Here is a 22,497-nt window from a genome sequence, read left to right as displayed (position 1 = left end):
CAGAGACTCCATCTGGAACGCTGCCGGATCTTTTTGACTTTCTGATCAAAAGAAACAGGAATGACTGCTCTGTATGGAAACAGGATTTCTGTTCAGGATATCAGCATTCGCAGCTGAAAGTATCACATTTTGTATCACAGCAGCGATGTGCATTGTCACCGGATACATTGATGGAAGCTGCGGTGCATTTGCAGTGCTCATTGTAGGTGCAGTTGTGTGCTTTGCAGTCGATGTTAACGGTCTCACACCCACAGCAGGAATCTGCGGAATTTTTTACAGCACACTCTTCCTGGTCACGGAAGCTTTCACAGGCGGTATCATCTGCATAACGTGCATCTGCACCTTCGACATTGATGGCTCCCCTGGAGCAGAGAGAATTTTTGTTATAGCAGCAGTTGTGTGCGGAGCATTTAAGACTTGTCATAAAAGTGTCCTCCTGATAATTATGATTTTACCGGAAACCGTCAGCCTGCCGGAATGCGCATCCTGTCTGATCGTCAGCACTGCGGTAAGGCTTGACAGATTCCGATGTTGCATAGTATGTCCGGAAGAAGAAAAATTTATACTCAAAAAATAAATACATAATAATATAAAAAACAGTTGACAAATAGCAGACACCATGGTATCCTCTTAAAGTACGTAGCGAAAAGAAAGCAGAGTTCACTCTCACCTCAGCGCTGAAGATAAGCGGCTCAGGTCAATATTGCACAGTACTGCGAACGGACCAACCATCAGTGCGCAGGTGTAATTATTTGAAGTGTGGACATCTGTCTGCGCTTTTTTTGTGCGGCTTAAGCTACATTAATGAGAAAGAAAAAAATAATTCTATCATGTTCATGGAGGTGTACAACAATTAGCGGTTTAATGATTAACGAACAGATCAGAGACAGAGAGGTACGCTTGATTGGTCCGGACGGAGCTCAGCTTGGAATCGTGTCCGCCAGAGAAGCGATGGCGAAAGCGCAGGAGGCAGGACTTGACCTTGTAAAGATTGCCCCACAGGCGAAACCGCCGGTATGCAAGATCATCGATTACGGTAAATACCGTTACGAGCTTGCAAGAAAAGAAAAAGAGGCCAGAAAAAAGCAGAAAACCATCGATGTCAAAGAAGTGCGTCTTTCCCCGAACATTGATACGAATGATTTGAAGACGAAGGTAAATGCAGCAAGAAAGTTCCTTAGCAAGGGCGACAGAGTTAAGGTTACACTTCGTTTCCGCGGAAGAGAGATGGCACATATGTCCAGCAGTAAGCATGTGCTTGATGACTTCGCAGATCTTCTGTCCGATATAGCGACTGTAGAGAAGGCTCCGAAGGTAGAAGGCAGAAGCATGACTATGTTTCTGACTGAGAAACGGTAGATATCTCAGTCTTCACGGCAACAGCCGGGCAGAACGGGATGCTATATAAAATTTAGAAGTACCAAATCAAGGAGGAATTCATAATGCCAAAAATTAAAACTTGCAGAGCAGCAGCAAAGCGCTTTAAAAAAACAGGTACAGGAAAATTAGTAAGAAATAAAGCCTACAAGAGCCATATCCTTACAAAGAAATCTCAGAAGAGAAAGAGAAATCTGAGAAAATCTACTGTTGTTGATTCTACTAATGTAAAGAGCATGAAGAAAGTATTACCATATTTATAAGATAGAGAAGACGAACAGGAGGAGAATTAAGAAATGGCAAGAATTAAAGGCGGATTAAACGCAAAGAAAAGACATAACCGTACATTAAAACTGGCAAAAGGCTACAGAGGAGCCCGTTCCAAACAGTATAGAGTAGCAAAACAGTCTGTAATGAGAGCTCTTACAAGCTCCTATGCAGGAAGAAAACAGAAGAAACGTCAGTTCAGACAGCTCTGGATCGCTCGTATCAACGCAGCAGCAAGAATGAACGGACTTTCCTACAGCAAAATGATGCACGGCCTTAAGGTTGCAAACATCGACATCAACAGAAAGATGCTTGCAGAGATGGCTGTTAACGATGCAGCAGGCTTCACAGCTCTTGCTGAGATCGCTAAGAAAGCAATCGCATAAGTAAAGTATTAAGAGACGAAGGAGTCCAGGGAATTTTTCCCTGGATTTTTTTGTAAAAAAATTCAGACAATTTGCCGAAAAACGACACAAGCTGTACAGCGGACAAGTGTCCGCGTTGTGCAATCAGACGAAAAACAGCAGATAACTAAATTTGCCCTTGAAATAAAAAATATGCGATGCTATAATTTTACCATTAAACATTAGTAACGCGACAAAGCGCAGGAGGAGAGATTATTATGAAGAATTGGAAGAAAGTAATCGGCGTTGCATCAGCAGCAGCGATGACAGCAGCTATGATGATGCCTGCATCCGTTTTTGCGGCAGAGGATGAGACATTTAAGATCGGTGTGATCGGACCGATGACAGGTGATTACGCACAGTACGGTACCAACGTATACAACGCAGCCAAGATCGCAGCTGATGAGATCAACGAGAACGGTGGATTCAACGGATATAAAGTAGAGATTCTTGACGCAGGTGATGACCAGGGAGATCCGGAGAAGGCTGTTAACGCATACAATGACCTGATCGATAAAGGAATGCAGATGCTCTGTGGAACTGTAACATCCGGTTCCTGTATCGCAGTAGGAGCTGAGGCAGCTGAGGATACATTCCTCTTCACACCATCTGCAACAGCACTTGACTGTATCACAGCAGGAACAAACGAGTTCCGTATGTGCTTCACAGACCCGGCACAGGGAACCAAATCTGCTCAGTACATTTCCGAGCACAAACTTGCAACGAAAGTAGCAGTACTTTATGATTCCGCTGCTGACTACAACTCCGGTGTACATGACGCATTCGTTGCAGCAGCTGCTGATGACGGACTTGAAGTAGTTGCAGATGAGGCTTACACAACAGACAGCAACACAGACTATTCTGTACAGCTTGCAAAGATCAAGAAGAGCGGCGCTGAGCTTCTTTTCCTTCCGAACTACTATTCCGACAATGCGCTGATCCTTCAGCAGGCATCTGAGGCAGGCCTTGACATTAAATTCTTTGGTGTAGATGGCATGGATGGTATCCTCAATGTAGAGAACTTCGATAAATCCCTTGCAGAGGGTGTTATGCTTCTGACACCATTCTCCGCAACAGCTACAGATGAGAAGAGCCAGAACTTCGTAAAAGCATACGGCGATGCTCACAACGGTGAGATCCCGAACCAGTTTGCGGCAGATACATATGATGTACTTTACGCAATGCAGCTTGCAGCTGACGATGCAAAGATCACACCAGATATGGAAAATGCAGACATCAGTGCAGCAATGAGCGCATCCATGGCAAACATCGAGCTTGACGGACTTACCGGAAAAGCAAAATGGACCGAGGATGGCGAGTGTGATAAAGAGCCGAAAGCATTCGAGATCAAAGACGGTGCTTATGTAGAGATGAAATAAGGAATTTCTGTTAACGTTAGGGGTCAGGGGACGGTCACCTTTAGTGGGAACCGTCCCCTTTTTCCCTTATCAATAAACAATTAAAAGAGGTGCGTTATGAGTTTTATATCTTATTTAAAAGACGGCATCAGTCTTGGCAGTATCTATGCGATCATCGCACTTGGATATACCATGGTTTATGGTATTGCCAAGATGCTGAACTTCGCACACGGAGATGTTATCATGGTGGGAGCTTATATCATCCTTACCTGTATCACAAGAGGCGGCATGTCACCGATCCTTGCTGTGATCCTTTCCGTTGTGATCTGTACACTGCTTGGTGTTGTCATTGAGAAGGTAGCTTACAGTCCACTTAGAAAAGCTTCCTCAAACCTGGCCGTTCTTATCACGGCTATCGGTGTCAGTTATCTGCTTCAGAACCTGGCACTTCTGATCTTCGGCGCAGATGCCAAGAGTTTCGTAGCTGTTATCAAAGTTCCGTCCATCACACTGTTTGACGGTGAGCTTACCATCAAGGGAATCACCATCGTAACCATCCTTGCATGTATCATTATCATGGTGGGACTTTCCCTCTTTGTAAAAAAGACAAAACCTGGCCGTGCCATGCAGGCGGTTTCCGAGGACAGAGATGCGGCACAGCTGATGGGAGTTAACGTCAATGCGACAATTTCCCTCACATTTGCCATTGGTTCCGGACTTGCAGCGATCGCAGGCCTTCTGCTCTGTCAGACTTATCCGACACTGACTCCGTACACAGGAGCCATGCCTGGTATCAAAGCTTTCGTAGCTGCTGTATTCGGTGGAATCGGTTCGATTCCGGGAGCTATGGTCGGCGGCATCCTTCTGGGAATCATCGAGATCTTCGGAAAAGCTTATATTTCTTCCCAGGTTGCAGATGCGATCGTATTTGCAGTCCTGATCGTCGTGCTTCTTGTAAAACCTACCGGACTGTTCGGCAAGAACATCCAGGAGAAAGTGTAAGGTGGCCGATATGAAGAATATGAAAAACAAAACAACAAAAAATAACATGATCAACTATGGAATTGTCATTGTGCTTTTTGTGATTGTACAGGCACTTTCCTCAACTGGAAATCTTTCCAGACTTCTTATGGGACTTCTTGTTCCCCTTTGTGTTTATACCATTGCATCAGTTTCCCTGAACCTGGTAGTCGGTTTTTCCGGTGAGCTGAGCCTTGGACATGCGGGCTTCATGTGCGTGGGAGCTTTTTCCAGTGCCCTGTTTTCACAGGTTGTTGCAGACTCCATTCCGCAGGTTCCTCGCTTTATCCTTGCAATCCTTGTAGGTGCGGCAGTTGCAGCACTGTTCGGTGTGATCATCGGTATTCCGGTACTTCGTCTCCGCGGTGACTACCTGGCTATTGTTACACTGGCTTTTGGTGAGATCATCAAGAACCTGATCAATGTACTTTACATTGGCGTGGATGACAAAGGACTTCACGTTGCAACAAGTGCAGCCGGTCTTCATCTGGAAGCCGGCGGAAAGCAGATTCTCAAAGGTGCCCTTGGTATTTCGGGAACAGCAACTCTTTATAAAGATATCAAGAATTACTTTTTCCTGATCGGCGTGATCCTGCTTCTTCTCACATTGTTTATTGTACAGAACCTTGTAAACTCCAGAAGCGGACGTGCTATTATGTCAACCAGGGACAACCGTATTGCAGCGGAGTCTGTAGGAATCAATATCACCAGATATAAGCTGCTGGCATTTACCATTTCTGCAGCCCTTGCAGGAGTTGCAGGTGTGCTGTATGCACATAACCTTTCTCTTCTTAAGGTTTCTGTATTCGATTACAATATGTCCATTCTGGTACTTGTGTATGTAGTACTTGGAGGAATCGGAAATATCAGAGGATCTATCATTGCAACAATTATCCTCTATGCACTGCCTGAGCTTCTCCGTGGATTCGCAAACTACCGTATGCTGATCTATGCTATCGTACTGATCATCATGATGCTCTTTAACTGGGCACCTGCAGCAAGAGACTGGAGAGCACGTATGGTAGAGAAATTCAAAGGCAAAAAAGAGAAAAAGGAGGTGGCCTGATCATGGCAATGCTGGAAGTAAATAATCTGTCTATCCAGTTCGGCGGTCTTCGTGCTGTTGACGGCTTTAATATGACCATTGAGAAGGGACAGCTCTATGGACTGATCGGACCTAACGGTGCCGGTAAGACAACAGTATTCAATCTTCTCACAGGCGTGTACAAGCCTACAGAGGGAATCATTAAACTGGATGGCCAGGATATCACAGGAAAAAGCACCATTGAGATCAACAAGGCCGGAATCGCAAGAACCTTTCAGAATATCCGTCTTTTCAAGGATATGCCGGTTCTTGACAATGTAAAAGTAGGACTTCACAATCACCATCCATACTCCACACTGACCGGAATCTTAAGGCTGCCGAAGTATTACAAGGTAGAAAAAGAGATGAACGAACGTGCCATGGAGATACTGAGGGTGTTTGATCTGGATAAGGAAGCAGACACTCTGGCAGGTAACCTGCCTTATGGTAAACAGCGTAAGCTGGAGATCGCCAGAGCTCTTGCCACAGAGCCGAAGCTTCTTCTCCTGGATGAGCCGGCGGCTGGTATGAACCCGAATGAGACACAGGAGCTGATGGATACTATCCGTTTTGTGCGGGAGCATTTTGATATGACTGTTCTTCTGATCGAGCACGACATGAAACTGGTGGGCGGTATCTGTGAGGAACTTACAGTTCTGAACTTCGGTCAGGTACTGATCCAGGGTGAGACATCTGCAGTGCTGAAAGACCCGACGGTTATCACTGCATATCTGGGAGAATAAGGAGGAACGAGACAATGGCAATGTTGGAAGTAAAGGACCTCCAGGTCTATTATGGTGTGATCCAGGCTCTGAAGGGAATTTCTTTTCATGTAAATCAGGGAGAGGTTATTGCGCTGATCGGTGCCAATGGCGCCGGAAAGACAACCACACTTCAGACACTTACCGGAATTCTTTCTCCGAAGTCCGGAAGCATTGTGTTTGAGGGAAAAGACCTCACAAGAACACCGGCGCATAAGATCGTAGAGATGGGTATGGCGCATGTTCCGGAGGGAAGACGTGTATTTGCGGATATGTCCGTTTATGAGAATCTGCTCCTTGGAGCCTATACAAGAAAGGACAAGGCAGAGATCGCAGAGAGTCTTGCAAGTGTATACAAGAGATTTCCGCGTCTGGAAGAACGTAAAGGACAGCGTGCCGGAACACTTTCCGGTGGTGAGCAGCAGATGCTTGCCATGGGACGTGCACTGATGAGCAGACCAAGGATCATTTTGATGGATGAGCCGTCCATGGGTCTGTCGCCGATTTTTGTAAATGAGATTTTTGACATTATCCGCGAGGTAAGTGAGAGCGGAACTACAGTGCTTCTGGTTGAGCAGAATGCGAAGAAGGCTCTTTCCATTGCGGACAGAGCGTACGTTCTGGAAACAGGAAGCATTACTATGGATGGAAAGGCAGAGGATCTTCTGAATGACGAGGCCGTTCAGAAGGCATATCTTGGAGAGTAGGGGGAAAGACATGGATAATTTCGTAATTACCATTGCAAGACAGTATGGAAGCGGTGGACGTACCATCGGAGAGGAGCTTGCAAAGAAATTAGGGATTTCTTACTATGACAAGGATATCATCCGCATGGCATCTGAGGAGAGCGGCATTCATGAGCAGCTTTTTGGAAGGGCAGATGAAAATGTCAGCACAAAGCAGAGATTTTTTGCAAAGTCCGGAATCTACAAGGGTGAGCTGATCCCGCCTCAGAGCAAGGATTTTACATCCGATGAGAACCTGTTTAATTATCAGGCAAAGGTGATCCGGCAGCTGGCAGAAACAGAGTCCTGTGTGATCATCGGACGTTGTGCAAATATGATCCTGAAGGATTATTCCAATGTTCTTCGTGTGTTTGTTTACGGAGACTGGGATTTCCGTATCCGTGAGGCAAGCAAGAAGCTCAGCGGAACCACAAAGGACATTGAGAAATTCATGCATAAAGATGACAAACGCAAAGAAGATTTCTGCAAACGTTTCATGGGTGTTGACTGGGCAGACATGACGAAATATAATCTGTGCCTGGATAACGGTACCCTTGGTTATGAGAAATGCGTGGAGGAGATCGAGAGTGCACTTGAGATCCTGAAAAAATAAGACATATATCAGAGAATATTCCCCGGGAAAGAAAAGCCAAAAGTCTTTTCCCGGGGATTTTTTCATATATTGTGGAAAAGTATATTTGATCCGGCGGGAAATATGGATAAGCGAAAAAAATATTTCTGTGTAGTGGCAATGGTATTGATCCTGCTCAGCGGATATGGAAAAATCTCAGACAGTGCATTTCGGATGCGGGTGACCAGAATGATCGCCGGTGAGGGGATGTTCCGGCTGGTGGCGGCGCAGTACGGACAAAAAGCAGCAGAACCGGTGGCTGAGACAGCCTCTGACAGAAGCGAAAAAGAGGATCGTCCACGTGTGGCTCTTACCTTTGATGATGGACCGCATGCAACATATACACCTCTGCTTTTGGATGGCCTGCGGAAGCGTGGGATCCATGCCACATTTTTTCTTATGGGAAAAAATATCCGAGGAAATGAGGAGATCGTAACGCAGATGCAGAGAGACGGTCATCTCATCGGTAATCACACGTATGATCACGTGCAGCTTGATAAGCTTCCCGGTGATCAGGCATGTCAGCAGATCATAAAGACGAATAATGAGATCTACGAGATCACTGGAGAATATCCCATGTATCTTCGCCCGCCCTACGGTGCCTGGCCGAAGGATCTGGAGCTCTGTGTGACCATGCTGCCGGTATTCTGGGATGTGGATACCCTGGACTGGAAATCAAAAAATGTCCGTTCTGTGGAAAATATCGTAAAAAGACAAGTGAAGGATGGCTCCATTATCCTGATGCATGACAGCTTTTCTACCTCCGTGGAAGCGGCCCTGGAGATCGCGGATATGCTTACGGAAGAAGGATATGACCTGGTAACTGCAGATCAGCTGCTGGTGATGTAACTGTGATTTGCCGAAAAGGCAGAAACGATTGCTTTTTTATGTGCAAACAGGTAAAATTATAAAAATAAGGAATCTGTCCGTATGCCGGAAACAAATGAAACGATCGTTGCCGGATACAAATCTATGAAAAGAATACGGATCGTGAATATCCGCTTTTTACAGAAAATACAGGAGTGAAAGCCATGGATTTATTTGAATACGCAAAGTCAAAAACGCTGGATCAGGAGTCACCTCTTGCATCCAGGCTGCGTCCGCGAACGCTGGATGAGGTGGTGGGACAGCAGCACATCGTAGGAAAAGATAAATTGCTGTATCGTGCCATAAAGGCGGATAAGCTGACATCTGTTATCTTTTACGGCCCTCCGGGAACCGGAAAGACCACCCTGGCAAAAGTCATCGCCAATACCACAAGCGCCAGCTTTACCCAGATCAATGCAACCGTAGCAGGGAAGAAAGATATGGAAGCAGTTGTAAAGCAGGCACAGGACGATCTCGGCATGTATGGGAAAAAGACCATTCTGTTCATCGATGAGATCCATCGTTTCAACAAAGGCCAGCAGGATTACCTTCTTCCCTTTGTGGAGGACGGAACCATCATTCTTATCGGGGCCACAACAGAGAATCCATATTTTGAGGTAAACGGAGCGCTTCTTTCAAGATCGATCATCTTTGAATTGAAGTCCCTGGAGATACCGGAGATAAAGGAACTGATCTTGCGTGCGGTTAACGATCCGGAACGTGGAATGGGAAACTATGGGGCGGTGATCGAGGAGGATGCTCTGGAGTTTCTGGCAGATATGGCAGGAGGAGACGCCAGAAGCGCCTTAAACGCCATAGAACTGGGAATCCTCACCACACCCCGTGATACAGACGGTAAGATCCATCTGACCCTTGAGGTGGCTTCTGAGTGTATCCAGAAGCGGGTGGTGCGCTACGATAAGAACGGGGACAATCATTATGATATCATTTCTGCCTTTATCAAGAGCATGCGAGGCTCCGACCCGGATGCGGCAGTCTATTATCTGGCAAAAATGCTCTATGCAGGAGAAGATGTGAAATTTATCGCAAGAAGGATCATGATCCTTGCTTCCGAAGATATCGGAAACGCAGATCCCCAGGCCCTCTGCGTGGCAACGGCAGCAGCACAGGCAGTGGAACGTGTGGGAATGCCGGAGTCCCAGATCATTCTTTCCCAGGCAGTTACCTATATGGCCTGTGCACCCAAGAGCAATTCTGCAGTAAATGCCATACAGGAAGCCATGCGCTGCGTGAAGGCGAAGAAGACAACCGTTCCGGTGCATCTGCAGGATGCCCATTATGGTGGCCACGAAAGTCTGGGTCATGGTATCGGATATAAATATGCCCATGATTATCCGAACCACTATGTAAAACAGCAGTATCTGCCATCAGAAATCGAAGGAGAACATTTTTACGAGCTCAGTGATATGGGATATGAAAAGAAACTGAAAGAGCATATGAAGAAGATCCACGAAGAAGCGAAATAAATGAATATAAGTAAAACGGAGGAGCCTCTCAGAGAAGCTCCTCCATTATTTTGTCATAAACATTCTGGTATTTATAAGGCCAGCTTTCACATACAGACTGTGCAGCAGCAAGATTTGGCACATTGATGCTGAGATCAACGATGCTGACGCCGCTTTCGATGATCCGCAGACGTACCGAGTAGCTGCCCTCTTTGGTGGGATAGTAATCTGCAGGAGTCAGGAGATGTTCTTCAATCTTGCAGTGGAGGGAATTGAGATATTCTTCCACTTCTTTCTTGATGTCAGAGGAAAGTTCTTTGGAAAAATATTTCAGAGTGTTTTTTCCCTCGGAGGTCAGTCGATAGTAACTGCGGTTGGACTGTGAAGACATTTCCACCAGATCTGCCTCCACAAGTTCGGAAACTGCCTGCTGGAGCTGAAAATAATTGGTGTATTTCCGGTCCAGGATAAAATCGGTGATCTGGGAATTTGTGAGATCCCCATCGGAATTCTGCAGCATATATAAAATAATAAGCTTATAGGTTGTAAAAGGTGATGCCATAAGAATCCTCCTTTTTACTGGCTGCGGGAAAGGGCTTCGAGAGCTTTTCCCTGAAAACTTGCTCTTTCTTTCATCCGGTGATGAAGAAGGTTTAAAACTTCTCGTTTGCGGCTGGCCCATAAAGGTGCGATCAGCAGATCCTTCGGTCCGTCGCCGGTGACCCGGTGGATCACGATATCCGGTCTGAGATGTTCCAGACAGTCAATGACAAGGTTCAGATACTCGTCCCGTTCATAAGTGCGGAAAAGACCGGCTTCATGATCAGCGGCAAGATCTGTACCACGCAGTACATGAAGAAGCTGCAGCTTGATCCCCTGGATATCCATGGCGTTCAGATAAGCCATTGTTTCCAGGATATCCTTCCGGCTTTCGCCGGGAAGCCCCAGGATGGTGTGGACGATTACTTCGATGCCGCCTGCGCGGAGATTTTTCACTGCAGTATCAAAACAGGACAGTGGATAGCCGCGCCGTATATATCTGGCGGTATCTTCATGGATAGTCTGGAGTCCCAGCTCCACCCACACCGGTTTGATCTGATTCAGGGAATAAAGAAGATCCAGTACATCATCTCCCAGACAGTCCGGTCTGGTACCAATGGACAGTGCCACGATATCCGGATGGGAGATGGCTTCTGTGAAGATCTTACGCAGGTGTTCCACAGGAGCGTATGTGTTTGTATATGCCTGAAAATAGGCGATATATTTATGGATTGGGCGTTTGGAAGAGAGACTTTTGATCTGTGTGTTGATCTGCTCTGTAATGGAAAGAGCGGCGTTTGCTGCAAAATCTCCGCTTCCGCCCTGGCTGCAGAAGATGCAGCCTTTTTTGCCCAGGGTGCCGTCACGGTTGGGACAGGACATGCCGCCGTTTAATGCAACCCGGTAGACCTTTTCGCCGTACCGTTCCCGGAGCATATAGTCCAGAGAGTGATAAGGCTTGTCGTTCCAGCGCTTCATTATGCCTCTTTCGGTTCGTTTTTCTCTTCGCCGTTTTCTTCGTTTTCATCTTTCGGTATATAGTTATCGAAGATCTTTACAAAGATCTTTGATTTCCAGTACGCCAGCGTGGAAAATCCCATCAGAATAAAAAGCATGATCAGGATGGATGTAAACCGTGCGTAGCTCACATAAGCAAAAAGCCACATCAGTAGGAGTGGGGACGCAGAGATCACAAGCATCAAAAGTGTCAGCGGAAGATGGCGGACGGACATCAGGAATGCATTTACAAAGGTATTCTTGACGGAATTAAAAAATTTGGAAAGGATCGGATAAATGTACAGAAGGATCATCGCATAGATCAGTGCAAATGCAATGAACAGACTGAAAAGTCCTTTGTACATAGCTCCGCTTCCGACTCTGGCGATCCGAAGATCGATAAACAGAACAGCAGCGGTGAGGAGCATGATGATATTGATGATGGTCGCCTGTTTGAAGTTCTGTTTGAAGGAGTGGAAAAAGCTGCGGGCAATATAGGATTCCTCGTCTCTTGCCATCTTTAGTGTGACATAGTAGAGAGCTGTTATGGAGGCGCCTGCGGTGACAACCGGAATGCAGCAGAGGATGCACAGAAAATTCAGAAGAAGCAGGTCTGCTACGCGTCCCATGAACACGAAGAATTTGTTGTCCATGTTGAAAAAACGATTCATTTGATAAGTCTCCTTTTCTTTTGGATATTACTTTAAGTATACCCAATCACAGCAGAAAAAGCAAATCCCAAATGTTTTCCGGGGCAGTGGAAATGGGAAAATCATGTGTCCGCCATAGAAAGACAAAAAAGAGAAATAGTTTATTAAATTTTCCTAAAAGGCTTGCTTATCACGATTTAGAGTGTTAAAATATCAGTATTGTATTAGACGAAATTCATGTATTTTAAAGGAGCGTAACAATGAGCAAAAAAATCAGGACGGAGGCTGTGGATCATCTTTTTGAAGCGATCCTGTGCCTGAAGGACAAGGAAGAGTGTTATACATTTTTTGAGGATGTGTGCACCATCAATGAGCTGCTTTCTTTATCTCAGCGCTTCGAGGTAGCCAAGATGCTTACTGATAAGCGTACATACCTTGATATTTCCGAGAAAACAGGAGCTTCCACAGCTACGATCAGCCGTGTGAACCGTTCCCTGAACTATGGAAATGATGGTTATGAGATGGTATTTGCACGTATGAAGAAGGATAACGGGGAGCAGGGCGGCGAAGCAGAATAAGGCTTACGTCCATACCGTGATGATAACGGATAATGCTGTAACGAAAAAGAGACAGGCGATCGTGCGTCTGTCTCTTTTTTTTCGGTGCGCCCGGCGACGCACGTTTATGACCGGATGTGAGATCCGGATATTATTTGTCTTTTTTTGAGGAATCCGTATCTTTTGAGGAATTCATGTGGTCGATCATGTTTTCGATGATCATTTTTTTCATGTATACGTCGAAGCTAAGAAGACAGATAAAGGAAAACTGGTGAAGGAATTCCTTATCCTCCGGGTCGGCGTCCTCAAAAATTTCTCCGGCACTTTTGAAACGGCGCATAAGATCCTTTTCCAGGTAACGGATCTGTGACTGCTCCATACTGAAAACCTCCTGGTAGATGTAAGTCATGTCCTTTTCTGTAACGGACTTGAAGTATTTCTCGGTGATCGGTCCCAGAAGGGTCTGGATATCACTGATAGAGAGGATATTCTTAAAATAGTAGATAAAGATCAGCATCAGCAGATGCTCCCGGGAATACCGCTTTTTTTCCGGCGGGGGAAGGAGCTTGTTCTTTGCGTAATTGTTGATCATGGTCTTGGTCAGGATCTTGTCATCATTATGACGCTTGGTGGAAGCGAGATTATCTTCCATAAAGGTTGTGACCTGATCCATGTAAAGAGCAATATTGGGAATTTCATCGGGTTTTATATAATCAAGCTCAGCAATTTTTGCAAAAATGCTGTTCATCATTTCTTTTTCGTTTTCTGTCATCGCATTATCACCTCTGCTCCCTATTATATAGTTTTAAATACTACTTGTAAAGAAACTTTTTTTCAGAGAGGTGGGTTTACCGGAAAGTAAAGTCATGATAGTATATAAAGATACTGTTCATATGGAAAAAGAAATGGAGATCAAAATGAGTATACATGATGCTTTGGACACATTGAATCCTATGCAGCGGGAAGCTGCCGTACATACAGAGGGACCACTTCTGATCCTCGCAGGAGCCGGTTCCGGAAAAACAAGAGTGCTGACCCACAGGATCGCCTATTTAATGGAAGAAAAGGGTGTAAACCCATGGAATATCCTGGCGATCACCTTTACCAACAAGGCCGCCAGTGAGATGCGGGAACGTGTGAATAAAATTGCGGGAATGGGTGCGGAGAGCGTATGGGTCTCCACCTTCCATTCCGCCTGCGTGAGGATCCTGCGCAGACATATTGAGGTGCTGGGCTTTGGCAGTAATTTTACCATTTATGATGCCGACGACCAGAAAACAGTCATGAAGGAAATCTTCCGGAAATTTGATATCAATACCAAGATTTACAAGGAACGAGGCGTTCTTGCTGAGATTTCCCATGCCAAGGATGAAATGATCACACCGGAAGAGATGGAGCTGAATGCGGGCGGTGATCCGGATGCACGGAAGATTGCCGGTATGTATAAGGAATATCAGTCTATCCTCCGGGGAAACAATGCACTGGATTTTGATGACCTGATCGTGAAGACTGTGGAGCTTTTTCAGCATAATCCGGATATCCTGGACTATTATCAGGAACGTTTTAAATATATTATGGTGGATGAGTATCAGGATACCAATACTGCCCAGTTTAAATTTGTAAGTCTTCTTGCTGAGAAATACAAGAATCTCTGTGTGGTTGGTGATGATGATCAGTCCATCTATCGTTTTCGTGGAGCAAATATCGGGAATATCTTAGGCTTTGAGAAGGTTTTTCCTGAGGCTAAGGTGGTGCGCCTGGAACAGAATTACCGTTCTACCCAGAATATCCTCAATGCAGCCAATGAGGTGATCGTCAACAACACAGAGCGTAAGGAAAAACGCCTCTGGACAGAGAACGAAGAGGGCGATAAAGTACATTTCCGTCAGTTCAACAACGGATTTGAGGAAGCGGAGTATGTTGCAGGAGAGATCATCCAGGGGCGCCGCAACGGGAAATTCCAGTACAAGGACTGTGCAGTACTTTATCGGACCAATGCCCAGTCCCGTCTCTTTGAGGAGAAATTTCTCCTGGCAAATGTTCCTTATAAGATTGTCGGCGGTGTGAATTTTTATGCCCGCAAAGAGATCAAGGATCTGTTAAGCTATCTGAAGACCATTGACAATGCCAGTGATGATCTGGCTGTGCGCAGAATCTTAAATGTGCCAAAAAGAGGGATCGGGCTCACCAGCATCGGCCGTGTCCAGGACTATGCGGATATGATGAACCTGAGCTTTTACGATGCGCTCCGCGTGGTGGAGGAAGTACCGTCCATTGGCAGGGCAGCAGGAAAGATCAATGATTTTGTATCCTTTATCCAGGGACTGAAAAGTAAGGCAGAGGCCTATACAGTCCGTGAAACCCTGGAAGAGGTCATTGAGCTTACCGGTTATGTGAAGGAACTGGAGGCAGAGAAAACGGAGGAGGCCCAGGCGAGGATCGAAAATATCGATGAGCTGATCTCCAAGACAGAATCCTTCCAGGAAGCCATGGAGGAGGCCGGACAGCCGGCAACACTTTCTGCATTTCTGGAGGAGATCGCACTGGTGGCAGATATCGATTCTGTTGATCCGGATCAGGATTATGTGCTGCTGATGACTCTTCACAGTGCCAAGGGACTGGAATTCCCAAATGTATTTATCGTGGGAATGGAGGACGGTGTTTTTCCGGGGTATGCTTCCATCTGGTCCGGTGATCCGTCGGATATCGAGGAGGAGCGAAGGCTCTGTTATGTGGGGATCACCCGTGCCATGAAGGAACTGACTTTAACCTGTGCAAAACAGCGGATGATCCGTGGGGAGACTCAGTATAACCGTGTGTCACGTTTTGTAAGGGAGGTTCCACGGGAACTGGTAGATCTTGGACATACCATTCAGGAGAAAAAGCCCAGGGTAGATGATATCGTATCTCCGAAAAGCGCCTATGCCCAGATGAAAATGAATTTCCAGGCAAAGAGCACCCTGCAGAAAAAAGATTTCACAGTGAAGAAGGCGGACAGCCTGGACTATGGTGAGGGAGACACGGTCCGTCATGTGAAATTCGGAGTCGGTATCGTAAAAAATATCGCAGACGGCGGCAGAGACTACGAAGTGACGGTAGACTTTGACAAAGTCGGCGTGAAAAAAATGTTCGCCGGTTTTGCCAAGCTGAAAAAGATCTGAGAGGGATCTCTCCGGGCAGACTATTTCTGCAAAAAACTGTAAAAATCCGGCCTCAAGGTTGTAATTGGAAAACCGGTATGTTAGAATCAGTATCAGCGTAATTGAATTGCTGTGAAGTGGACAGTATCACCGGCACATATGCTGCCGGATACTGTGAGAGGGAATCGGGTAAAAAGCCTGAGCGGTTGCGGCCACTGTATACAGAAGAAGGGATTTCACATGCCATTGCAGAAACTCATGTGAGAAGGCGAAATCCCGATGTCAGAGAGATTCTGGAGAAAATTCTGATACATCATTCATGATCGGCTAAAAGATGAATGGTGTATCAGTTTTTATTTTGCAGAGTTTTTTCTGAGTCTGTAAGTCAGGAAACCTGCTTGACAGTATGTAAGTGGGAGCTTCCGTACAAAGTGTTCCGTGCAGATTTTATGAAGCCCCATCTTTTCGGTTACCCATAGGCAACAGGAGATAAAACAGGCGAAAAGAGAGGAAATGAAATGAAAAACAAGTATGTATCCACAAGAATCATGGCAATGGTAATGGCAGCGGCAATGACCGTATCAGCAGCTCCGGCTGTTTATGCCGCAGAGAGAGCAGACTCCGAGACCATCAAGGAAGACAACCAGCCGGCAGCAGAAGACAGTACAGAGTCTGCAGACACCGAAGATTCTTCCGCAGAGGCAACCAAGACAGAATATCCTCTGACCATCACAACCTATGATTACGATGGAAACGAAATCGAAACCACTTATGAAAAAGCACCGGAAAAAGTCCTTGCTGTATATCAGGGAAGCATTGAGACTATGCTCGCACTTGGTCTGGAAGACCACCTGGTAGCTACCGCAGGTCTTGATAATGAAGTTCCGGAAGATCTCAAAGAAGCATTCTCAAAAACAAATTATCTTGACGAATTTACCCCATCCCTTGAAACTGTAACAATGCTGGAGCCGGACATGATCTTATCCTGGAGCTCTCTTTTCTCTGATAAGAATCTGGGAAATGTAACAGACTGGATCGACAAAGGCTGCAACACCTACTACAACACCAATACTCGTCCGGACGGCGACAGAACACTGGAAAATGAATTCACAGATATCTTAAATATCGGAAAGATCTTCGATGTACAGGACAAAGCACAGGCTATCGTTGATGATGCAAAAGCAGTGATCGACAAAACTCTTACTGCAACTGCAGATGTAAAAGACAAACCAAGCGTAATGGTATTGGAGCCTCTTGGAGATGACATCACAAACTATGGCGTAAAGAGCCTTGGCGGAGATATGGTAACACAGTTAGGCGCAACTCTTGCAAACCCGGATGCTTCCACCGTTGGAAAAGAGGATATCATCGCAGCCAACCCTGACGTGATCTTTGTGGTTTACATGCCATATGCAGGAGATGATCCGGAAACTGTTAAGAACAGCCAGCTTGCAGTGATCCAGGATGATGAGTCCCTGAAGAGCCTTGACGCAGTAAAGAACGGACGTGTTTACCCGATCATGCTCAGTGAGATGTATGCAAGTGCAACACGTACCCAGGACGGAATCGAAACTTTTGCAAAGGGATTATATCCGGACGTAAATCTTGACTGATCGGAGAAAATGCAGTGAAAGAAACAGCTTCACAGAGAAAAAAAGATAAGGTGCTCAGAACATCCATGTATGTGGCAGTTCTCATCGGACTTGCAGGATTCCTTATTTTTTCCATACTTGCAGCCATCACTTTTGGAAATGCGGATCTGTCACTGAAGGATGTATACAGCGTTATCGCTTATAAATTGTTTCATATAAAAAGTCTGTCCGCCTATGCGGAAGGCGCAGTTCATGATGTTGTGTGGCTGATCCGGCTGCCTAGAGTCCTTCTGGCTCTGGCAGTTGGAATGGCTCTTTCCGTGTGCGGCGTGGTGATGCAGGCTATCGTGCAGAACCCGCTGGCAGACCCGTATGTGCTGGGTATCTCATCTGGTGCATCTCTGGGTGCCACACTGGCCATCATGCTTGGAATCGGAAGCTTTCTTGGCGGAAACTCTGTGGGAATCACAGCTTTCATTGGCGCGATGATCACTTCTTTTGCGGTGATCGCCATTGCAAACATGGGTGGAAAGGCAACTTCCGCAAAACTGATCCTTGCGGGAATGGCGGTCAGCGCAGTCTGTTCTGCTTTTTCCAATTTTGTCATTTATATTACCAATGACAAAAATGCGGCAACAGAAGTTATGAAGTGGAGCATGGGAAGTCTTGCCGGAGCAAGCTGGACCAGAGTGGGTGTAATGCTTCCGGTCACGCTGGTGTGCGTGGCTGTTTTCTGGACGCAGTACCGGAACCTGAATCTGATGCTTCTGGGAGATGACGTATCCATTACCCTTGGAACAGATCTGCACAGACTGCGGACTTTTTATCTGATCGTTGCTTCTGTTATGATCGGATTTGCCGTGTACTGTGCCGGTGTAATCGGATTTGTGGGACTGGTGATCCCTCATGTGGTCCGGATCCTTTTTGGAACAGATCACAGAAAACTGCTCCCCTTAAGTGCGCTTCTTGGTGCATCGTTTCTGATCTGGTGCGATGTGGCATGTCGTGTGATCCTTAAAAATTCCGAGATGCCCATCGGTGTGCTGGTATCCATTATCGGTGCTCCCTGCTTTATTTATCTGCTTGTGCGGAAATCCTATGGATTCGGAGGTGCCCGGTAATGAAGATCACCACAGAAAATATTCAGGTTGGCTTTCACGCCAGACAGATCCTGAAGGGAATCTCCATGGAATCCCAGGATAAGGAACTGGTAGGAATCATCGGACCAAACGGAAGCGGAAAATCCACTTTGCTGAAATGCATTTACCGTATTCTGAAACCAGACGCAGGAGCCGTGTATCTGGACGGCGAGGAGCTTCATTCCATGAGTGTTCGAAGCTCTGCGAAAAAAATGGCCGTGGTGGCACAGCACAATTATTATAATTTTGATTTTACGGTTCGCGAGGTGGTTCTTATGGGGCGTGCGCCTCATAAAAAGACTCTGGAACGGGACAATGCAAAAGATTACCAGATCGTGGATGAAGCGCTGAAAACCGTACAGATGGAGGCGTTTGCAGACCGTACCTTTTCCACTCTTTCCGGAGGAGAGCAGCAGAGGGTGATCCTGGCAAGAGCACTTGCCCAGCAGACCTCTGCACTGATTCTGGATGAGCCTACCAATCATCTGGACATTACCCACCAGATCATGCTGATGGAGCTGGTGAAAAAACTTAATGTAACCGTGATCTCCGCTATTCACGATCTGAATATTGCAGCAGCATACTGTGATAAGATCTATGTACTGAAGGACGGAGTTCTGGAAGGTTACGGAACGCCGGAAGAAGTCCTGACCCCGGAGCTGATCCGCAGGATCTATAAAGTAGAAGCGGAGATCGTTTACGACAGCCGCGGAAAGATGCATATTTTGTTTTTATGATTCTGGCTGTGAGGCGGGATGCATAGAGGGAAAAAGATGAAAAAGATCGGGATTTTGACATGCCTTAATTCCAATGATGTGTGTACCAGGGCAGGATGTCTGTCTGCATTTCGGGAAAGAAGAGATTTTTTTTCCGGCTATCCGGAAGATACGATTCTGGCAGCTGTGATGACATGCAACGGATGCAAAGAAACCAATGCAAAAGAACCTGCTGAAGATGAGGGGATTTTGGAAAAGGCAGATCGGCTGGTCATTGAAAAGATCAGCGTCATCCATGTCGGGGTATGCCGTCTGAATGAGGAAAAAAAGGAATGTCCGCGGATAACACAGATCTGCGGTCTGATAGAAGAACGCGGGATCAAAGTGATCCGAGGAACCCATAAAGAATAAGAGAAAACCGCCGTATCTTTCCGGAAATGCCGGAAATACGGCGATTTTTTTACAGAATGTTTCTGCGAAAATTTGTGTAAGTTCTGGTAAAACCAGACATATGGTGGTATAATAAGAACATTAAAAAAAGGCTCGGGTGCAGCGACCTCAAAAAACGCTGCGCTGCAGATTTACTGACAGAAAGTACAGCCGAACAGAAAGAAAGGATGGTGCAGTGTTATGAATTTAAATACAACAAAACTTGAAGAACTGCTCGCAACACTGAAGAAAAAAGAAGAAGAGAAAGATAAGAACACAGTCCTTTGGGTACTGGCGATCATCGGTGCTGTTGCAGCTGTTGCCGGTATTGCGTTTGCAGTATACCGTTTCTTCGCTCCGGATTATCTGGAAGATTTTGAAGAAGATTTTGATGATGACTTCGATGATTATTTCGAGGATGAGGAAGAGTAAGAACTTTCACTGCAGAGGCTGTTTTGAGCAGATCAGAATGGCTGTCTGTTATGTATGAATATGAGAAGCGGATAATTGAAGCCCCGGCGCGATACCGGGGCTTGATTTTTGAAGACGGACCGTGAAACGCTGCACTAGTTATAAAACAGAAAGAGGATTTATGAAAAAAGGTGAAATTTACGAAGGTATTATAGAAAAAGTGGAATTTCCAAACAAAGGTTTTGTTTGGGTTGATGACCAGAAAGTAATTGTAAAAAACGGAATCCCGGGACAGAAAGTCCGGTTTATGATCAATAAGAAACGTTCCGGCCGGGCGGAAGGACGTCTTCTGGAGGTCCTGGAGAAATCTCCCCTGGAAACAAGAGAACCTGCCTGTCAGGAGTTTCCGGCATGTGGCGGCTGCATGTACCAGACCATGAGCTATGAGGCACAGAAGGAGATGAAGGAGCGTCAGGTGAGGGAACTTCTGGATGGGGCAGTAAGAGAGAGCCTGGCTAAGATCGGGAAGAATGGTGATGGGACAGAAGAAGCTGAGGCTGCAGATCGTTTATATCACTGGGATGGGATTTATGGCAGTCCTATTGAGTTCGGGTACCGCAATAAGATGGAGTTTTCCTTTGGGGATGAGTATAAGGATGGGCCGCTGTCCCTTGGACTTCACAAGAAGGGAAGCACTTACGATATCCTGAATACGGATGATTGTAAGCTGGTCCATCCGGATATGACGAAGATTCTGGTCTGTGTGCGGGAGTTTTTCCTGGAGCGTAATGCCAGCTTCTATAAAAAGCTGCAACATGTGGGGTATCTTCGACATCTTCTTCTTCGAAGAGGCGTCACAAGTGGTGAGATCCTGGTCCATGTGGTAACCACCACCCAGGAAGAATATGATCTGGAGCCTCTGAAAGATCAGCTTCTTGCACTTCCGCTGGAAGGGAAGATCGTGGGGATCATGCACATTTTAAATGATTCTTTATCCGACGTGGTACAGAGCGACGAGACGAAGATCCTTTATGGAAAGGATTATTTCTATGAAGAACTTCTTGGACTGAAATTTAAGATCAGCACCTTTTCCTTTTTCCAGCCAAATTCCTTGGCTGCAGAGATCCTGTATTCCAAGGTGCGGGAATATGTAGGAGATACCAGAGACAAGGTGGTGTTTGATCTTTACAGTGGAACCGGCACCATTGCCCAGCTTGCGGCGTCCGTTGCCAGTGAGGTGATCGGCGTGGAGATCGTGGAAGACGCGGTAAAAGCCGCCAGAGAAAACGCTGCACTTAACGGCATTGATAACTGCCGTTTTATTGCCGGGGATGTGCTGAAGGTTCTGGATGATGTGCCGGAGAAACCGGATATGATCATCCTTGATCCGCCCAGAGATGGCGTTCACCCCAAAGCCCTTCCAAAGATCCTGGCTTACGGCGTAGACCAGATCGTATACATTTCCTGCAAAGTTACAAGTCTTGTGAGAGACCTCCCGGCATTTTATGAGGCAGGATATGAGATGACCCACGCCTGTGCAGTGGATCAGTTCTGCCAGGGCGTTCATGTTGAGACCGTGTGCCTCTTGAGCAACCGAAAACCAGATACCACGGTAAAACTCAGCGTGGATATGGATGATTACTACCGTATTATAAATGGTAAAGATGCAGAATAATGATTTTGTCATAGTGGCTGTGTTGAATTTCTATTTTTTAAATTGTTCACATTGATAATGTATCTGATTTTGGAGGAAAATTAATTTATGTACAAAGAAAAAGCAGATATGATTATTTATACGACAGAGGATGGTCTGACGAAAGTTGAAACTACTTTTGATGGTGATACCGTCTGGTTGTCCATTGATCAGATGGCAGAATTGTTTCAGAGAGATAAATCAACCATTTCCAGACATATTAAAAATATATTTATCGAAGGTGAATTACAGCGGGATTCAGTTGTTGCAAAATTTGCAACAACTGCTTCTGATGGAAAAGTTTACAATGTAGACTATTACAATCTTGATGTTATTATTTCTGTTGGCTATCGTGTAAAATCAAAACAGGGAACACAGTTCAGAATTTGGGCAACTGGGATTTTAAAAGAATACATGAGAAAAGGTTTTGCTTTAGATGATGATCGTTTGAAAAATCTAGGTGGCGGTGGATATTTCAAGGAATTGTTGGAGAGAATCCGTGATATTCGTGCATCCGAGAAAGTGTTTTATCCAATGCGTCGTAAAACTCCTTGCTTCAGCTATGGGGATATAAGACGCGTCCATCGAATTTATGCAAGTAATTGAAGATGGACAAAATAGTAATTGTATTAACTAATAAACCATAGTATAATATAAATATGAACACAACATAT

At 45.7% G+C, this 22,497-nt stretch carries 24 protein-coding genes, 1 pseudogene and 1 riboswitch; of the genes and pseudogenes, 20 read left to right on the top strand and 5 right to left on the bottom strand.

Annotated features, from left to right (window positions below):
• Positions 1-100: 100 nt before the first annotated feature.
• Positions 101-424, bottom strand: coding sequence for a DUF1540 domain-containing protein (locus DMI82_RS07100; protein WP_110102933.1), 324 nt, complete (start codon positions 422-424; stop codon positions 101-103).
• 440 nt (positions 425-864) lie between these two features.
• Between DMI82_RS07100 and infC the strand changes: the two genes are divergently transcribed.
• From infC to DMI82_RS07045, 11 genes are all read left to right on the top strand, one after another.
• Positions 865-1,359, top strand: coding sequence for a translation initiation factor IF-3 (gene infC, locus DMI82_RS07095; RefSeq protein ID WP_021977873.1), 495 nt, complete (start codon positions 865-867; stop codon positions 1,357-1,359).
• A gap of 83 nt (positions 1,360-1,442) precedes the next feature.
• Positions 1,443-1,640 (top strand): 50S ribosomal protein L35, encoded by a 198-nt coding sequence (gene rpmI, locus DMI82_RS07090; protein ID WP_021651646.1) that lies wholly within the window; start codon positions 1,443-1,445, stop codon positions 1,638-1,640.
• Positions 1,641-1,673: 33 nt separating this feature from the next.
• The gene (rplT, locus tag DMI82_RS07085) at positions 1,674-2,030 is read left to right on the top strand and encodes a 50S ribosomal protein L20 (protein ID WP_015526090.1); all 357 of its coding nucleotides are present in this window, start codon (positions 1,674-1,676) and stop codon (positions 2,028-2,030) included.
• A gap of 236 nt (positions 2,031-2,266) precedes the next feature.
• Positions 2,267-3,427 (top strand): ABC transporter substrate-binding protein, encoded by a 1,161-nt coding sequence (locus DMI82_RS07080; RefSeq protein WP_021651647.1) that lies wholly within the window; start codon positions 2,267-2,269, stop codon positions 3,425-3,427.
• Between the two features lie 96 nt (positions 3,428-3,523).
• Positions 3,524-4,408, top strand: coding sequence for a branched-chain amino acid ABC transporter permease (locus tag DMI82_RS07075; protein WP_015526088.1), 885 nt, complete (start codon positions 3,524-3,526; stop codon positions 4,406-4,408).
• A gap of 10 nt (positions 4,409-4,418) precedes the next feature.
• Positions 4,419-5,492: a branched-chain amino acid ABC transporter permease gene (locus tag DMI82_RS07070; RefSeq protein ID WP_021651649.1), complete on the top strand. Its 1,074-nt coding sequence runs from the start codon at positions 4,419-4,421 to the stop codon at positions 5,490-5,492.
• A gap of 2 nt (positions 5,493-5,494) precedes the next feature.
• Positions 5,495-6,253: an ABC transporter ATP-binding protein gene (locus DMI82_RS07065; RefSeq protein ID WP_021651650.1), complete on the top strand. Its 759-nt coding sequence runs from the start codon at positions 5,495-5,497 to the stop codon at positions 6,251-6,253.
• 14 nt (positions 6,254-6,267) lie between these two features.
• Positions 6,268-6,978, top strand: a complete 711-nt coding sequence (locus DMI82_RS07060; protein WP_092071187.1) for an ABC transporter ATP-binding protein — start codon at positions 6,268-6,270, stop codon at positions 6,976-6,978.
• A gap of 10 nt (positions 6,979-6,988) precedes the next feature.
• Positions 6,989-7,609 carry a cytidylate kinase-like family protein gene (locus tag DMI82_RS07055; RefSeq protein ID WP_110102931.1) on the top strand — a complete coding sequence of 207 codons (621 nt, stop codon included), beginning with the start codon at positions 6,989-6,991 and terminating at the stop codon, positions 7,607-7,609.
• 102 nt (positions 7,610-7,711) lie between these two features.
• Complete coding sequence (locus tag DMI82_RS07050) at positions 7,712-8,476, top strand: polysaccharide deacetylase family protein (protein ID WP_110102976.1); 765 nt, start codon at positions 7,712-7,714, stop codon at positions 8,474-8,476.
• Positions 8,477-8,658: 182 nt separating this feature from the next.
• Complete coding sequence (locus DMI82_RS07045) at positions 8,659-9,981, top strand: replication-associated recombination protein A (RefSeq protein ID WP_110102930.1); 1,323 nt, start codon at positions 8,659-8,661, stop codon at positions 9,979-9,981.
• 28 nt (positions 9,982-10,009) lie between these two features.
• Here the strand turns inward: DMI82_RS07045 and DMI82_RS07040 are convergent, their stop codons facing one another.
• Genes DMI82_RS07040 through DMI82_RS07030 form a run of 3 tightly spaced genes read right to left on the bottom strand, consistent with a single transcriptional unit; the run spans position 10,010 to position 12,167 of the window.
• Positions 10,010-10,522 (bottom strand): DUF4364 family protein, encoded by a 513-nt coding sequence (locus tag DMI82_RS07040; RefSeq protein WP_059086750.1) that lies wholly within the window; start codon positions 10,520-10,522, stop codon positions 10,010-10,012.
• A 14-nt stretch (positions 10,523-10,536) separates the two neighbouring features.
• On the bottom strand, positions 10,537-11,478 hold the full coding sequence (locus tag DMI82_RS07035; RefSeq protein WP_015526081.1) for a TIGR01212 family radical SAM protein: 942 nt from the start codon (positions 11,476-11,478) through the stop codon (positions 10,537-10,539).
• Positions 11,478-12,167 carry a YesL family protein gene (locus DMI82_RS07030; RefSeq protein ID WP_110102929.1) on the bottom strand — a complete coding sequence of 230 codons (690 nt, stop codon included), beginning with the start codon at positions 12,165-12,167 and terminating at the stop codon, positions 11,478-11,480. The genes DMI82_RS07035 and DMI82_RS07030 overlap by 1 nt, the downstream gene beginning before the upstream one ends.
• A 239-nt stretch (positions 12,168-12,406) precedes the next feature.
• Between DMI82_RS07030 and DMI82_RS07025 the strand changes: the two genes are divergently transcribed.
• Entirely contained in the window at positions 12,407-12,724 is a 318-nt protein-coding gene (locus tag DMI82_RS07025; protein ID WP_015526079.1) for a YerC/YecD family TrpR-related protein, read from the top strand.
• Positions 12,725-12,854: 130 nt separating this feature from the next.
• Here DMI82_RS07025 and DMI82_RS07020 read toward each other — a convergent pair whose 3' ends face one another.
• A complete protein-coding gene (locus tag DMI82_RS07020) occupies positions 12,855-13,475 on the bottom strand; it encodes a DUF1836 domain-containing protein (protein ID WP_110102928.1) in 621 nt (206 codons plus the stop codon).
• A 145-nt stretch (positions 13,476-13,620) separates the two neighbouring features.
• Between DMI82_RS07020 and pcrA the strand changes: the two genes are divergently transcribed.
• The 8 genes and pseudogenes from pcrA to DMI82_RS06980 all read left to right on the top strand — a co-directional run.
• Positions 13,621-15,864, top strand: a complete 2,244-nt coding sequence (gene pcrA / locus DMI82_RS07015) for a DNA helicase PcrA (protein ID WP_110102975.1) — start codon at positions 13,621-13,623, stop codon at positions 15,862-15,864.
• Positions 15,865-15,962: 98 nt separating this feature from the next.
• A riboswitch (cobalamin riboswitch) is annotated at positions 15,963-16,258 on the top strand.
• 103 nt (positions 16,259-16,361) lie between these two features.
• Entirely contained in the window at positions 16,362-17,456 is a 1,095-nt protein-coding gene (locus DMI82_RS07010) for an ABC transporter substrate-binding protein (protein WP_021651660.1), read from the top strand.
• 14 nt (positions 17,457-17,470) lie between these two features.
• The gene (locus DMI82_RS07005; RefSeq protein ID WP_227574163.1) at positions 17,471-18,556 is read left to right on the top strand and encodes a FecCD family ABC transporter permease; all 1,086 of its coding nucleotides are present in this window, start codon (positions 17,471-17,473) and stop codon (positions 18,554-18,556) included.
• Entirely contained in the window at positions 18,556-19,311 is a 756-nt protein-coding gene (locus tag DMI82_RS07000; RefSeq protein WP_021651662.1) for an ABC transporter ATP-binding protein, read from the top strand. Before DMI82_RS07005 ends, DMI82_RS07000 begins: the two co-directional genes overlap by 1 nt.
• Positions 19,312-19,347: 36 nt before the next feature.
• Complete coding sequence (locus tag DMI82_RS06995; RefSeq protein ID WP_110102927.1) at positions 19,348-19,701, top strand: CGGC domain-containing protein; 354 nt, start codon at positions 19,348-19,350, stop codon at positions 19,699-19,701.
• A 219-nt stretch (positions 19,702-19,920) separates the two neighbouring features.
• Positions 19,921-20,151 (top strand): hypothetical protein, encoded by a 231-nt coding sequence (locus DMI82_RS06990; RefSeq protein ID WP_015526073.1) that lies wholly within the window; start codon positions 19,921-19,923, stop codon positions 20,149-20,151.
• A 160-nt stretch (positions 20,152-20,311) separates the two neighbouring features.
• Positions 20,312-21,805, top strand: a complete 1,494-nt coding sequence (gene rlmD, locus DMI82_RS06985; protein WP_110102926.1) for a 23S rRNA (uracil(1939)-C(5))-methyltransferase RlmD — start codon at positions 20,312-20,314, stop codon at positions 21,803-21,805.
• Positions 21,806-21,892: 87 nt separating this feature from the next.
• Positions 21,893-22,354 (top strand): annotated as a pseudogene (locus DMI82_RS06980) (virulence RhuM family protein); the annotation flags it as partial.
• Between the last annotated feature and the right edge of the window lie 143 nt (positions 22,355-22,497).

Origin of the sequence: Blautia sp. BCRC 81119 (genome assembly GCF_003184505.1) — a bacterium.
GTDB classification, from domain to species: Bacteria; Bacillota; Clostridia; order Lachnospirales; family Lachnospiraceae; genus Blautia_A; species Blautia_A fusiformis.
The sequence above is the reverse complement of the archived record's forward strand: the minus strand, read 5'-3'. Positions and strand labels throughout refer to the sequence as shown.